The organism is Clostridium muellerianum, assembly GCF_012926525.1.
In the GTDB taxonomy this organism is placed as follows: Bacteria; Bacillota; Clostridia; order Clostridiales; family Clostridiaceae; genus Clostridium_AM; species Clostridium_AM muellerianum.
This window is the reverse complement of the sequence record NZ_JABBNI010000034.1, coordinates 1-13,828: the sequence shown is the minus strand read 5'-3', so window position 1 is coordinate 13,828 and position 13,828 is coordinate 1. Positions and strand designations below refer to the sequence as shown.

The window sequence follows — 13,828 nt, the reverse complement described above, 5'->3', positions numbered from 1 at the left end:
AGTGGCTTACACTGCACTGTATAGAGAATGGAGACCTAGAACTTTTGAAGAAGTTGTAGGACAGAAACATATAACTGTTACATTAAAAAACCAAATAAGAAATAATAGAATAGCCCATGCATATCTTTTTTCAGGCACAAGAGGTACAGGAAAAACGTCTACAGCTAAAATTTTAGCAAAGGCAGTAAATTGTACAGATTTAAAAGATGGAGAACCTTGTAATGAATGCGATATGTGTAAAAAGATAAATTCTGGACTTTCTATTGATGTTATAGAAATGGATGCGGCATCTAAAAGGCGTTTAGAGGACATAAAAGATGTTATAGAAAATGTAAAATATCCACCTCAAGAAGGTAAATACAAAGTATATATAATGGATGAGGTCCATATGCTTACACCTGAAGCAGTAAATGCTTTTTTAAAAACTTTAGAAGAGCCGCCTTCAAATGTTATATTTATACTTGCTACAACAGATCCACAAAAGCTTCCTGTTACTATACTTTCTAGGTGTCAAAAGTTTGACTTTAGAAGAATAAAAAGTTCAGATATATTTAACAGAATGAGAGACATAGTTAAAGAACAGGGCATTTTTGCTGATGATAAAAGTTTAAACTTAATAGCTAGAATGAGTGATGGAGCTATGAGAGATGCTTTAAGTATATTAGATCAAGCAATATCTATGGGTGGAGGAAAAGTAGATTATCAATCAGTTGTAAATATGCTTGGACTAGTTACCAATGAGAACATGATAAGGCTTGCAGATAGTATAATAGAGAAGAATATAGAATCATCTATGAAAGTAATTGATGATATAGTTTTAAGTGGTAAAGATATTTATAATTTTATTAGAGACATGATAACACATTTAAGAAATCTTTTAATGGTGAAGGTATCCAAAGAACCTGAAGAAATGTTGGATATGTCTGAAGAAAATATAGAGCTTTTAAAAGAGCAGTCTAAAAAAGTAAAATCAGAAGAAATTATGAGAAATATAAGAATACTTCAAGATGCTGAAGATCAGTCAAAATGGACCAAACAAAGTAGAATATATTTAGAACTTGCGGTTATAAAAATGTGCAAGATAGAGTATGACACTTCAAAGGAAGTTATACTTGCAAGACTAAATAGACTTGAAGAAGCATTAAGAGAAGGTGAAATAAAAGTTTCTTATGAAAAGGTTACTCCTAAAACGACAAAAGGTGAAGTAAAGCAAAATATAAATAAAAAAGTCAGTGTAAACAAAACGGATAATGGTAAAGAAGTAATGCAGCATCTAGAACAAAATATCTATTCAAAACTTACCTTGGATATAGTAAAAAGAAATTGGAAAGATATATTGGAAGCTTTTAAAAGTAAACGACATATGGTTTTATTTGCAGCTTTAACTACAGGAGAAATTGATAGTTGTGATAAGGGAATAATAACTATAAAATATGAGAAGGATTATTCCTTTAATAAGAAAAGGTTAGAAAAAGATGAGAATAGAAAAATTGTAGATGCTGTATTTTCTGAAATATTGAAGGAAAAAGTAAAAGTACAGTATCATATAGATTATGAAAATGTTGAAGGCATAATTGAATCTCCAGAACAAGTACTTAAAGATACTTTTGGAGAAGATATAGTACAAATAATTGATGAATAAGTAAAAAAATATGATATAATTGAGAATAGGTAAAGCAAATTAAGGAGGAATTGATTATGGCAAAAGGTGGATTTCCTAACTTTGGTGGAGGAAATATGAACAACTTAATGAAACAGGCACAGAAGCTTCAAAAGCAAATGGCAGATATGCAAGGTGATCTTGAAAATAAGGAATTTGAAGCAACCGTTGGCGGTGGAGCAGTAATTGCTGTAGCAAATGGTAAAAAACAAATAACTGATATAAAAATAAAACCTGAAGTTGTAGATCCTGATGATGTAGAAATGCTTCAAGATTTAGTTTTAGCTGCATGTAATGAGGCATTAAAAAAAGCAGAAGAAGAATCTGCTTCAGAGATGAAAAAGTTAACAGGTGGATTGAACATGCCGGGAATGTTCTAAAAATATGAAAACCCCATCTTTATAAGGTGGGGTTTTAAATTGGGGTGAAGAAAGTGGATTTTTATCCAGTTGTAATAGAAAAACTTATAGAAGAGTTTGCAAAACTGCCAGGCATAGGATATAAGACAGCTCAAAGGCTTACGATTCATGTTTTGAATTTGCCAGCAGAGGAAGTTAGAGAATTTGCAGAAGCTTTAGTTAAAGCTAGAGGAACAATAAAGTATTGTTCTACCTGCGGTAATTTTACAGATAAAGATCCTTGTGCTATATGCTCTAATCCAAATAGAGATAAGAGTATTATATGTGTTGTGGAGCAGCCCAAAGATATTATGGCAATAGAAAAGGTTAAGGATTTTAATGGAGTATATCATGTGCTTCATGGCAACATATCTCCTATGGCGGGAAGAGGTCCTGAAGATATAAAGTTAAAAGAACTTATTAGAAGAATAAATGGAGAAGTAAAAGAAGTAATAGTAGCTACAAATCCTAATATTGAAGGAGAAGCTACTGCTATGTATATATCAAAAATATTAAAGCCACTAGATGTTAAGGTAACTAGAATAGCTCATGGTATTCCTATAGGAGGAGACCTTGAATATGCGGATGAAGTTACTTTATCTAAGGCTATAGAAGGCAGAACAGAGATATAGTGAATATTAAACCTATTTTATGTCAAGTATTATGAATACTACATAGAATAGGAGGTTATTATGAATAAAAAAGAAATACTTAGGTATATAACAGGAAATGCTATATATAATAAAGAGCAAAAACGATTGTTAAATGAAATAGATAAGGCAAGAGAAGATTTAAAAAATGCAAGACTGTATTTTGAAATGGTTAATGATCCTGTACTTGTAGATTATGCTATATATATGGAAGAAGCAGCAAAAGCAAAATATACCTATTTGTTAAATGAAGCTAAAAAAAGTAATTTAAAAGTTGTTTCAAGAGATTTATTTGAAGAAGTAAAGGCAGGTTGATTACAATAATAAAAAGTAAAGACTTTTAAGTTTTTACTTTTCTTTTTTTATTAATACTTCTATAATAGTAGAATATAAATTTAATATTAGTAATATCATTATTAATATAGGAGGGGGAGTATATGGAGTTTCAATATATAGGATATTTCTTAGTTTCTATTTTGTGTTTGTACATATTAGTTAAAATATTTTCTTGGCCTTTAAAAATATTAATTAAATTAGTGGTTAATGCATTACTTGGAGCAGTATTACTTATAATAGTTAATATCATAGGAAGTTATTTTAATTTTTATATAGGAATAAATGCTGTAACAGCACTTATTGCAGGATTTTTTGGAATACCAGGGGTTATATTTCTTGTTATTTTCAAATTATTTTTATAGAAACATAAAGCAGCTAAATTATTAGAGATCTATTAATTTAGTTGCTATTTTTATAAATACATTTATAAATATGAATACAATAAAATATATTAATCCACAAAAAACTAATAAAAACATTATATTTGTGGATAAGTTTTAAGAACATGTGTATAAATTTTAAGTTTTGGAGATGGTAAATTGATTATTAATAAAAATATTATAAGGTCAGAATTTATAAGAAGACCTAATAGATTTCAAGCTTATGTAAAGATAAATGGAGTAGAAACTATGGTTCATGTTCCTAATACAGGAAGGTGTAGAGAAATTTTAATACCGGGGTGTACTGTAATACTTAGAGAAGAAACTAATCCTAATAGAAAGACAAAGTTTGATTTGATTGCAGCCTATAAGGAAGGTACACTAATAAACATAGATTCACAAATACCTAATAAGGTAGTAGAAGAAGCTTTGAATAACAAAAAAATAAAACTACTTAATAAATACAATAAAGTGCAGAGAGAAAAAACTTTTGGAAACAGCAGGTTTGATTTTAAAATTGAAGATGAATTACAAAATGAATGTTATGTTGAAGTTAAAGGAGTAACCTTAGAGGAAAATGGAAAAACTATGTTTCCAGATGCACCTACAGAGAGAGGAAAAAAACATTTGTTAGAGCTTGTTGAAGTAAAAAAGTCTAATAAGGAAGCGGCAGTAATATTTTTAATTCAAATGGAAAATGTTAAATATTTTACACCGTATGATGAAATGGATATGGATTTTGCAAATGCTTTAAGGTTTGCACATAAAAAAGGGGTTCATGTAATGGCTTATAACTGTAAAGTTGGTGAAAATTTTATAACTTTAGATCAATCAATACCAGTTGTACTGTAATTTTAATATTGTGATTGAATAGGATGCTATATAAATTTATAATATAATTATAAATAAAAACATAAGTTAGTTTTAAGCAAAGGAGGTGAAGCTGCTCTTATAGGAGTGGTGTTTGCATGAAGTTTAAATATTGTCCAATTTGCGGAACAAAGCTTGAAGAAAAATATAGCTGGGATGAAGGAAAAGTTCCATTTTGTCCAGTAGATAATATTATGTATTTTGATACACCCAAACCTTGTATTATAGTAGCTATATTAAAAGGTGATAAAATATTATTATTAAAACAAAGCTATATATTTAAAGATTCTAAAGTGCTGTTATCTGGATATGTTAATAATGGTGAAACTGTAGAAGAAACAGTTCATAGAGAGGTTTTGGAAGAAGCGGGATTAAAAATAAAAAACTTAAAATATTTAGGAAGTGAATGTTTAGAATCAAAGGAAATAATAATGCTTACCTTTATGGCAGAGTATGAGAGTGGAGAAATAAATAAATCTCCTGAAGTAGAATGGGTAGATTGGAGCAATATTGAAGATGCATTGTGTGAAATGAATGAAGATAAAATAGGTAAAAAAATAGTAAAAAAGGTACTAAAAGAAATAGGGTATAATGGAGAAAAGGCATATAGATGTGAAAGTGATAATAGCAATGCATAAAAGTTTAAAATAATATAACTTTTATACATGATAATAAGAGGTATAATTAATTTAAAAAAGTAAAAGGGGGGATTTGGTATGGGAAAGTACGTGCCTGAAATTAAGGGTATACTAAGAAGACATATGATTCATTTACCTGATGTTATTAGAGAAGCGAGTGGTATAAGGATATTTGGAAAAAGGCTAAAATCTTTCATATTTAGTACAGATGTTGCAGTTATAAAAAATACTAATGCAGATGCAGTTATTGCAGTATATCCATTTACACCTCAACCATTAATAACAGAAGCAATTGTTATGTCAGCTGATATTCCAGTTTTTTGTGGAGTAGGTGGAGGAATTACTACAGGTAAAAGAATTGTAAACTTAGCTTTAGATGCTGAATTTAAAGGAGCTATGGGAGTTGTAGTAAACAGTCCTACACCTAATGAGGTAATAACTCAAATGAGAGATACTATTGATATACCAATAATAGTTTCAATAGTATCCGAGCACGAGAATATTGCAGGAAGAATAGAGGCAGGAGCTACTATTTTAAATATATCAGGAGCTAAGCGAACTGCTCATATTGTAAGGAAAATAAGAGAGAGGTATCCTAATTTCCCAATAATAGCAACAGGCGGACCAACAGAAGAAAGTATAAGGCAAACTATTGAAGCTGGGGCTAATGCAATTACATTTACGCCTCCTACTGCTGCTGATATATTAAGTGAAATAATGATTGGGTATAGGGAGAAATATGCAAAAGAACAAACAAATGAATAATCAATATTTTGCATAGCCAGTTAAGCTAGTTATATAGTAGTTTGTTTCTAAAATTTGACATTCATATAAATAGAGTATATAATTTCATAAGGAAAATTATATAGTGTATAAGTGTTATTCATAAGAAGTGAATGTATGGAGTTTTATTATGAAAGGTGTATTATATTATTTTAGTGGTACAGGCAATACTAAATGGGCAGCGGACATATTTAAAAAATATTTTAATAATAACAAAGTAGATTTACATCTACTAAACATTGAAAAGATTGAAGAAGTTAAGATTAAAGAATTTGATTTTTTAATAATAGGTTCTTCTGTTTATGCAGATATAGAACCCAAAATAGTAGATGACTTTTTAAAAAAGTTCCCTAAGAGTACAAAAAAATTAAAGACAATTGTATATGTTACTCAAGGGGGAAAATCATCATCAGCAGCATCTATAATTGCTGAAAAATTAAAAGTTAAAGGATATAATGTTTTAATTGAAGAATCTATAAAAATGCCTAATAATTATTATTTTTTGTTGAATAAAGAGCCCAATGTTAATGAATACGAAAAAATTTTAACTGATGCAGAAGATAGGGTAAAAAAAACAGTTCAAAACTTTATAGAAAATAATAAGCTAAAAAGACAAAATTCTTTCATAAGAATAAAGTTAGGAAAATTATGCGGCAATTCTTTTAGAAGAGTAATTCCTAGAATTTCAAAAAATATTACTGTTACATCAGAATGTACAAAGTGTGGGCTTTGTCTTACAAATTGCCCTAAAAGCAATATAACTTTTGAGGATGGAAAACCGGTTTTTCACAGCAAATGTATGTTATGCTTAAGATGTATTTATATATGTCCTGTGAATGTTGTAAGATACAAAGGAAAAAAAATAGAGCAAATACAAAAAGAAAGAGTCAAGGGGGTAATTAAATGTCAGTAATAGATAATAACTGTAAAGTATGCCCTGAGTTTGGTAAAGGTTGTGAAGGAAAAGCACAAGATTGCATGTGCAAAAAATGTCCAAGAAATTTGGGGAAATGTTTAATTACCAGATACTGTACTGAAACGGAATCTGTTTTGAATTAATAAAAGAGCTTTTATAAAATTAGTTTTATAGGAGCTCTTTTTCTTTATAAAAAATTATTTAGTTTTAATTATTTTTTTATTTTTGTAATTATATTTTTTTATTAGGGTAATAATAATGCTGTAATAAGTTAGATTTGTAAAGCTATATTTTTATTTTGGAGAGTGAATTATGGTTTCTTTAGAAGATAAGATGTTAGTAGCACAGAATTGTACAGAATATGAGACTAAAGATCATATAAAAATTTTAAACATGAGTTATATGTCTGAGAATTGCAATTATTGTATAAACTATAAAGATGGAGCCTGTAGTAAAAACTTATTTGAAAAAATTGATGAAGTAGTAAAAATAAATTAATAAAAAAATTCAAAATATATGTTGACAAAGTTTAATAATGTAATTATAATTAAAACAATTACTAAATAAAATAAATTTATCCCATGAAGAGAATAGTAGCATAAAGTTAGTTGAAGAGAGTCAGTGGATGGTGAGAACTGATAGCTTAGCTTTTGTGAATCCACCTTGGAGGATTATTACGATGAGTAATACGGTAAAAACCGTTATATAAAGTGAGTGAGTTATATTTTATATATGGCTAATGAGGGTGGCAACGCGAGTCAATCGTCCCTATGTGGATGAATTGGCTCTTTTTATTTTATAAGTAATTAAAATTAAATATGTCCAATGATAAGAATAGTAGCATTAATAAAGGTTAAGAGAGTCAGTGGATGGTGAGAACTGATACCTATTATTTTGTGAATCCGCCTTGGAGGATTATTACGATGAGTAATACGGCAAAACCGTTATTTTGAATTGAGTGAGTCATATTTTGTATATGGCTAATGAGGGTGGCAACGCGAGTCAATCGTCCCTATGTGGATGAATTGACTCTTTTTGTTTACATTGAAAACTTCATCAATGCACAACAGCACACCTATAGTGCTTTATTAATGTACAGTTGTAAAGTTAAATATATTGGAGGTATAAAGTGTGTAAGAAATTATTTGTTTAAGTATAGGCAGAAGTAAACTAAGGTTTAGATGAAATATTAAAATTTCAAGAAGGAATGAATAAAAAGGGGGCTTTTTAAATGATAAGAATATTAGTTTGTGATGGAATGGAAAAAGAGGCTATAGAAAAATTAAGAAATGATGGTTTTGAGGTTATAGATAAACATTATGAAGAAGAGGAACTAAAAGAAAAAATAAAAGATTTTGATGTAATGGTAGTAAGGTCAGCAACTAAAGTTAGAAAACCATTAATAGATGCAGCTAAAGGTGGAGAATTAAAGCTTATAATTCGTGGAGGCGTTGGGGTAGATAACATTGATGTAGAATATGCTAGAAAAAATGGTATTGAAGTTAGAAATACACCTAATGCAAGCAGTGCATCAGTGGCAGAACTTGCTATTGGTCATATGTTTGCTTTGACAAGGTATATAAATATAGCTAATATTACAATAAGAGAAGGTAAATGGGAAAAAAAGAAATATAAGGGTATTGAGTTATGTGGTAAAACATTAGGAATTATAGGCTTTGGAAGAATAGCAAAAGAAGTTGCTAAAAGAGCAGAAGCTTTGGGCATGAAAATAATTTATACAGATAAGTTAGGTAAAGCTAAGGGATATGATAGATATCAATTTCATACATTAGATAACTTACTAAAAAAGGTAGATTTTATATCACTCCATGTTCCGTTTAATAAGGAAGATGGTGCTGTTATAGGAGAAGAAGAATTTAAATTAATGAAAGATGGCGTATATATAATAAACTGTGCCAGAGGTGGAGTGGTAGATGAGAACGCCTTAGTTAAAGCTTTGGATTTTGGAAAAGTAGCAGGAGCTGGAATTGATGTATTTGAAAATGAACCGAATCCAAATCCAGAATTAATTAATAATCCTAGGGTTTGTGTAACTCCTCATATAGGAGGATCAACAGAGGAGGCTCAGAAAAGAATAGGAAATGAAATAGTAAATATAATTGAAGAAACTTTTGAATATGATAATGCTGTTAATGCATAAAGAGAGGAGAGAAGTGAAATGGCAGTTTTAAACCCTTTTAAAGCAGTAAGACCTACAAAAGAATTAGCAGCTAGGGTTGCTGCACTTCCTTATGATGTTATGAATAGGGAAGAGGCAAAAAAAATGGCGGAAGGTAATGAATATTCTTTTTTACACATAGACAGAGCAGAAATTGATTTACCAGATAATACGAATCCTTATGATAAAAAGGTATATGAAAAAGCAAAAGAAAATCTTAATGATATGATTAATAAAGGAACATTAATACAAGATGAACAAGCTTGCTTTTATATTTATAAACTCATAATGAACGGAAAAGCACAAACTGGCATAGTTGGTTGCGTTTCTATAGATGATTATATAAATAATGTAGTGAAGAAACATGAACATACCAGGCAGGATAAAGAAAATGACAGAATCAATCATGTAGATGTTTGTGATGCGAATACTGGTCCTATTTTTTTAACTTATAGATATAATGATGAAGTTAATAATATAATAAATACCTGGACTCAAAAAGAACCTTTATATAAGTTTACAGCGGAAGATGGAGTAGAGCATATAGTATGGATTGTAAATGATAAGAATGATACTGATAATATAGCTAATATATTCAGTAGAATAGATAGTTTATATATAGCGGACGGACATCATAGAGCAGCATCTGCTATAAAAGTAGGGTTGAAGAGAAGAAAGGAAAATCCAAATTATAAAGGTGATGAAGAATTTAATTTCTTTTTATCAGTGCTTTTCCCAGATTCTGATTTGAATATAATGGATTACAATAGAGTTGTTAAGGAACTTAATGGTTTTACTAATGAAGAATATATGGATAAAGTTTCAGAAAAATTTAATGTAAGTATATATGAAGAAGATGGACAATATAAACCAGAGTGTAATCATAATTATGGAATGTATCTTGATGGAAAGTGGTATAAGCTTGAAGCTAAAGAAGGTACTTATAATGATCTTGATATTGTTAAAAGATTGGATGTATATATTCTTCAAAAAAATTTACTAGAACCAATTTTAGGTATTAAGGACCCAAGAACAGATGATAGAATAGATTTTGTAGGTGGTATTAGGGGGCTTAAAGAGCTGGAGCGAAGAGTAGCAGAGCAAGCTGAGGGTGTAGCTTTTGCTATGTATCCACCTTCAATGGAAGAATTATTAGACGTTGCAGATGCAGGAGAGGTTATGCCTCCAAAGTCAACTTGGTTTGAACCTAAATTAAGAAGCGGAATATTTATTCATAAGTTAAAATAAAGAGGGGGCTATTTAAAATGTTAAGAGTATATAATTTTGCAGCAGGACCAGCTACATTACCAGAGGAAGTGCTTAAAGAAGCAGCAGCAGAAATGTTAGATTATAAGGGTACTGGTATGTCAGTTATGGAGATGAGCCATCGTTCTAAGGCTTTTGAGGAAATAATTGTTGATGCGGAAAAAACATTAAGAGATATAATGAACATTCCAGATAACTATAAGGTATTATTTTTACAAGGTGGAGGATCTCAGCAATTTGCCATGATTCCTATGAATTTAATGAAAAATAAAGTTGCTGATTACATTAAAACAGGTCAATGGTCTAAAAAAGCAATAGCAGAAGCAAAGATGTATGGAAAGGTTAATGTTATAGCTTCTTCAGAAGATAAGAATTTTACGTATTTACCAGATTTAAAGAATTTAAAGATTTCTGATGATGCAGATTATGTTTATATATGCCATAATGAAACAGTACATGGACTTAAATATAATGATATTCCTGAAACAGGTGACAAAATATTAGTAGCTGATATGTCTTCAGATATACTATCAGAACCTGTAGATGTAACTAAATATGGGCTTATTTTTGCTGGAGTTCAAAAAAATATAGGGCCTGCAGGGGTTGTTGTAGTAATAATTCGTGAAGATTTACTTACAGATGATGTATTACCTGGTACTCCAACTATGCTTAGATATAAAATTCATGCAGATAATAAATCATTGTATAATACACCACCAGCATATGGAATATACATATGTGGTAAGGTATTTAAGCTTGTTCAAAAATTAGGTGGCTTAGAAGCAATGAAGAAGAGAAATGAAGAAAAAGCTACTATATTATATGATTATCTTGATTCAAGCGATATGTTCAAGGGAACAGTTGAAAAGAAAGATCGTTCATTGATGAATGTACCTTTTGTAACTGCTTCAGCTGAATTAGACGCTAAATTTGTAAAAGAAGCTAAAGCAGCTGGATTTGATAACTTAAAGGGACACAGAACTGTTGGTGGTATGAGAGCAAGTATATATAATGCTATGCCAATGGAAGGTGTTAAGGCTTTAGTAGAATTTATGAAGAAGTTTGAATCAGAAAATAAATAGACAGTTTTGTGGAAGGGGTAAAATTACCCCTTTTTACTTTTACCATTCATTTAAAAAGCCATATAGTGAAGGATATACATTTAAGATTGACATAAGATTAAAATATTCACTCATTAAATCTTCATTTTCTTCTTTAGTCTTTAATGCTCTTATCATAATATTTTTAGGTGTTTCAAGTGGAGAAATATATTCTACTACAGAAACATCATAACCCCTAGCTTCAAGCATTAAAGATCTCATACCATCAGTTAAAATGTCAGCCATTCGGGATTTTAATACACCGTATTTTAATATGTTTTTAAAAGGTTCGTATTTATATTGACCTAGAAGTTCTTTCTGACAGCAAGGAACTGCAATTATAGCATCGGAATTTAATTTTATTCCAGTAGCTAAGGCCATGTCTGTAGCGGTATCACATGCATGAAGAGACATAACTATATTTATTTTATTTTTTGGCACATAATCCTTAATATCTATTGCAAAAAAGTCCATATTTCTATAACCTAAATTATCAGCCATTTTTTTAGAGGTTTCTATTACACTTTCTTTATAATCAAGTCCTATAAAGTGGCACTTTATTTTTTTTACTTCTGTTAAATAATAATTTAATACAAAGCTTAAGTAAGATTTGCCACATCCACAATCAAGTATGTTTATAACTTTGTTTCTAGGTAATTTGGTGAGCATCTCATCAAATAATTCTACGTAATGATCTATTTGATTATATTTTCTTATTTTATCGTTCTTTATTTTGCCATTGTCAGACATTATGCCGATTTTTTTTAATAAGTTATCTGCCTTTCCAACTTTTATGTAATAATTTCTATTTAATAAAGTTGAAGTTTCATTAAACTCATAAGAAGTAGATTCCTTTGGTGATTCATCTTTTACTTCTATGTTTTTCATTTTTACATTTTTGTTATCTGCTTCTATTAATATGTCAGTGCCTCTTTCACTATAGGTTAAAGTTAAACTATCATAATTTAAAGCTTCATTGCAAATGATTTCTAGTAGCTCACTTATTGATATAGTGTTAGTTATACCATTAAAATTGAATTTAATATTTCCATTATCATATTGTCCAGTACCCTTAAAGTTTTTTAAACCAGTTTTATATATAACATTTATACTTTTAAATATACTGCTATTGTCATCAAATCTACTACTTAATCCTATTAAAAATAAGTTCAACTTAGCTATACTTTGTTTATTCATTAAAAACACATCCTTAATCTATCTATTTCAATCATATAAATAATATAAACATATAAACTCTAATTATCAATATTTTTAACCTAATATTATATGCTATAATATTATTGGTAATTTACATAAGCATAAATTATTAATAAGTTCAGGTTAAAAATAGGAGAGGTTAGTATGTTAAAGGGACAGTATGTTACTGTGGACTTAGTTAAAGGAAGTAAAAATGAGTATATAATACGAGATATAAATGGAATAACAGTAGGCAGAGTATTTATAATCGAGCTTTCAGATAAGGATAGATATTGTAGTCTTAGAATTAAATTTTATAAATCCGGTATGTCAAGTTATGAACTACTAAAGGAATCTTTAGAAACGTTTTTAAGATCTTTGTTTAAAAATATGAATGTGTACAAAGTTAATGTTATAGCTGATGAGGAAATAAACATAATGGCTTTTACAGATTTGGGATTTAAATTAGAAGGAGTAATTTCAGATAGTGTAATTTCTAACAGTGATCGTAAAGATGAAATTTTGTTTGGAACTGATTTTGATGTTTTTAAGAATGGGCATAGGCAAAGAGAACTAGAAATAAGAGGGAGTAATATAGATGTGTCAGTATTAACCCCTAATGACGCAGAAGATGTATTTAAGTATTATGTAAAAAACAAAGAATATTTAAAGCCTTTTGAACCAGAAAGAGAAGAAAGTTTTTATACACTTCCTATACAAAAAAGAAATCTAATTGAATCATATAAGCAATTTTTAAATGGAGATAGTGTGAATTTTGGTATTTATAAAAATGAAGGGCTTATAGGAAAAATACAAATATCAAATATAGTTATGGGGGTGTTTAAAAATGCATTTGTAGGTTATTCAATAGATGAAGATGAACAAGGAAAAGGATATATGAAAGAAGCTTTGAGACTTGTATGTAAATATGCATTTAATGAAGTAGGAGTACATAGATTGGAAGCATCTACATTAGTAGATAATGAAAAATCACAAAGGGTACTTAGAGCTTGTGGATTTAAAGAGCTTGGTATAAGTAAAAAGTATTTGTTTATTAATGGACAATGGAGAGATCATATAATCTTTTATAATGTAGAATAGAAGCATAAACCGATCCTTGTGTATCAACAAGTGAAAAAGTAAGTATATAGTGCGTAAAATGGAGTAATTACAAAATAAATAGGACGAGCACTATAGTTGTTAATTACAGAGGCTAAGTTTTATGATACAATAACACATGTCGCTTGAGAGAGCGGATAGTTACTTAGAAAAGAAACATAAAAAAATGTGTTGACAAGTTCTTAAGTAACATGGTATTATGTTAAAGCTGTGTGAATGCAGCAAGCTTAATAAAAAGAACTTAAAAAAAGTTCTTGACAAGATTAAGTAAACATGATAAGATATAAAAGTCGCTGAGATGCGACAAGATCCTTGAAAATTAAACAGAGTGAAAGT

16 protein-coding genes and 2 other annotated features are annotated in these 13,828 nt (G+C 29.3%); of the genes, 15 read left to right on the top strand and 1 reads right to left on the bottom strand.

The genetic code is table 11. The annotated features are described in order from the left end of the window. Position 1: 1 nt before the first annotated feature. The 14 genes from dnaX to serC all read left to right on the top strand — a co-directional run bounded on the left by dnaX (position 2) and on the right by serC (position 11,158). Complete coding sequence (gene dnaX / locus HBE96_RS15890) at positions 2-1,642, top strand: DNA polymerase III subunit gamma/tau (protein WP_169298720.1); 1,641 nt, start codon at positions 2-4, stop codon at positions 1,640-1,642. A 56-nt stretch (positions 1,643-1,698) separates the two neighbouring features. Beyond that, a complete protein-coding gene (locus tag HBE96_RS15885; RefSeq protein WP_169298719.1) occupies positions 1,699-2,040 on the top strand; it encodes a YbaB/EbfC family nucleoid-associated protein in 342 nt (113 codons plus the stop codon). 53 nt (positions 2,041-2,093) lie between these two features. Further along, the gene (gene recR / locus HBE96_RS15880) at positions 2,094-2,690 is read left to right on the top strand and encodes a recombination mediator RecR (RefSeq protein ID WP_169298718.1); all 597 of its coding nucleotides are present in this window, start codon (positions 2,094-2,096) and stop codon (positions 2,688-2,690) included. Positions 2,691-2,750: 60 nt separating this feature from the next. Then, positions 2,751-3,023, top strand: coding sequence for a YaaL family protein (locus tag HBE96_RS15875; RefSeq protein WP_169298717.1), 273 nt, complete (start codon positions 2,751-2,753; stop codon positions 3,021-3,023). 122 nt (positions 3,024-3,145) lie between these two features. After that, positions 3,146-3,406: a pro-sigmaK processing inhibitor BofA family protein gene (locus HBE96_RS15870; RefSeq protein WP_169298716.1), complete on the top strand. Its 261-nt coding sequence runs from the start codon at positions 3,146-3,148 to the stop codon at positions 3,404-3,406. A 177-nt stretch (positions 3,407-3,583) separates the two neighbouring features. Beyond that, complete coding sequence (sfsA, locus tag HBE96_RS15865) at positions 3,584-4,276, top strand: DNA/RNA nuclease SfsA (protein ID WP_169298715.1); 693 nt, start codon at positions 3,584-3,586, stop codon at positions 4,274-4,276. Between the two features lie 116 nt (positions 4,277-4,392). After that, positions 4,393-4,932 (top strand): NAD(+) diphosphatase, encoded by a 540-nt coding sequence (locus tag HBE96_RS15860; RefSeq protein WP_169298714.1) that lies wholly within the window; start codon positions 4,393-4,395, stop codon positions 4,930-4,932. Positions 4,933-5,010: 78 nt separating this feature from the next. After that, entirely contained in the window at positions 5,011-5,697 is a 687-nt protein-coding gene (locus HBE96_RS15855) for a beta/alpha barrel domain-containing protein (protein WP_169298713.1), read from the top strand. A gap of 148 nt (positions 5,698-5,845) precedes the next feature. Further along, positions 5,846-6,628 (top strand): EFR1 family ferrodoxin, encoded by a 783-nt coding sequence (locus HBE96_RS15850; protein WP_169298712.1) that lies wholly within the window; start codon positions 5,846-5,848, stop codon positions 6,626-6,628. After that, positions 6,619-6,774, top strand: a complete 156-nt coding sequence (locus HBE96_RS15845; protein WP_169298711.1) for a hypothetical protein — start codon at positions 6,619-6,621, stop codon at positions 6,772-6,774. Before HBE96_RS15850 ends, HBE96_RS15845 begins: the two co-directional genes overlap by 10 nt. Before the next feature lie 169 nt (positions 6,775-6,943). Next, positions 6,944-7,129 carry a hypothetical protein gene (locus HBE96_RS15840; RefSeq protein WP_169298710.1) on the top strand — a complete coding sequence of 62 codons (186 nt, stop codon included), beginning with the start codon at positions 6,944-6,946 and terminating at the stop codon, positions 7,127-7,129. Between the two features lie 74 nt (positions 7,130-7,203). Then, positions 7,204-7,404 (top strand) — a binding site (T-box leader). Positions 7,405-7,447: 43 nt separating this feature from the next. Next, positions 7,448-7,648, top strand: a binding site (T-box leader). Positions 7,649-7,862: 214 nt separating this feature from the next. Next, positions 7,863-8,792 carry a D-2-hydroxyacid dehydrogenase gene (locus HBE96_RS15835; RefSeq protein WP_169298709.1) on the top strand — a complete coding sequence of 310 codons (930 nt, stop codon included), beginning with the start codon at positions 7,863-7,865 and terminating at the stop codon, positions 8,790-8,792. Positions 8,793-8,810: 18 nt separating this feature from the next. After that, positions 8,811-10,058 carry a DUF1015 domain-containing protein gene (locus HBE96_RS15830; RefSeq protein ID WP_169298708.1) on the top strand — a complete coding sequence of 416 codons (1,248 nt, stop codon included), beginning with the start codon at positions 8,811-8,813 and terminating at the stop codon, positions 10,056-10,058. Positions 10,059-10,075: 17 nt separating this feature from the next. After that, positions 10,076-11,158 (top strand): 3-phosphoserine/phosphohydroxythreonine transaminase, encoded by a 1,083-nt coding sequence (gene serC / locus HBE96_RS15825; RefSeq protein ID WP_169298707.1) that lies wholly within the window; start codon positions 10,076-10,078, stop codon positions 11,156-11,158. 39 nt (positions 11,159-11,197) lie between these two features. Here serC and HBE96_RS15820 read toward each other — a convergent pair whose 3' ends face one another. Then, positions 11,198-12,373, bottom strand: coding sequence for a class I SAM-dependent methyltransferase (locus HBE96_RS15820; protein WP_169298706.1), 1,176 nt, complete (start codon positions 12,371-12,373; stop codon positions 11,198-11,200). Between the two features lie 165 nt (positions 12,374-12,538). Here HBE96_RS15820 and HBE96_RS15815 point away from each other — a divergent pair, with 165 nt between their 5' ends. Further along, complete coding sequence (locus tag HBE96_RS15815; protein WP_169298705.1) at positions 12,539-13,474, top strand: GNAT family N-acetyltransferase; 936 nt, start codon at positions 12,539-12,541, stop codon at positions 13,472-13,474. Positions 13,475-13,828 lie beyond the last annotated feature (354 nt).

Bases quoted from the DNA above. Each gene is read 5' to 3' on its own strand.
- HBE96_RS15885 (WP_169298719.1), top strand. From the start codon at position 1,699: ATGGCAAAAGGTGGATTTCCTAACTTTGGTGGAGGAAATATGAACAAC.
- HBE96_RS15875 (WP_169298717.1), top strand. From the start codon at position 2,751: ATGAATAAAAAAGAAATACTTAGGTATATAACAGGAAATGCTATATAT.
- HBE96_RS15870 (WP_169298716.1), top strand. From the start codon at position 3,146: ATGGAGTTTCAATATATAGGATATTTCTTAGTTTCTATTTTGTGTTTG.
- HBE96_RS15860 (WP_169298714.1), top strand. From the start codon at position 4,393: ATGAAGTTTAAATATTGTCCAATTTGCGGAACAAAGCTTGAAGAAAAA.
- HBE96_RS15855 (WP_169298713.1), top strand. From the start codon at position 5,011: ATGGGAAAGTACGTGCCTGAAATTAAGGGTATACTAAGAAGACATATG.
- HBE96_RS15850 (WP_169298712.1), top strand. From the start codon at position 5,846: ATGAAAGGTGTATTATATTATTTTAGTGGTACAGGCAATACTAAATGG.
- HBE96_RS15845 (WP_169298711.1), top strand. From the start codon at position 6,619: ATGTCAGTAATAGATAATAACTGTAAAGTATGCCCTGAGTTTGGTAAA.
- HBE96_RS15840 (WP_169298710.1), top strand. From the start codon at position 6,944: ATGGTTTCTTTAGAAGATAAGATGTTAGTAGCACAGAATTGTACAGAA.
- HBE96_RS15835 (WP_169298709.1), top strand. From the start codon at position 7,863: ATGATAAGAATATTAGTTTGTGATGGAATGGAAAAAGAGGCTATAGAA.
- HBE96_RS15830 (WP_169298708.1), top strand. From the start codon at position 8,811: ATGGCAGTTTTAAACCCTTTTAAAGCAGTAAGACCTACAAAAGAATTA.
- serC (WP_169298707.1), top strand. From the start codon at position 10,076: ATGTTAAGAGTATATAATTTTGCAGCAGGACCAGCTACATTACCAGAG.
- HBE96_RS15820 (WP_169298706.1), bottom strand. From the start codon at position 12,373: ATGAATAAACAAAGTATAGCTAAGTTGAACTTATTTTTAATAGGATTA.
- HBE96_RS15815 (WP_169298705.1), top strand. From the start codon at position 12,539: ATGTTAAAGGGACAGTATGTTACTGTGGACTTAGTTAAAGGAAGTAAA.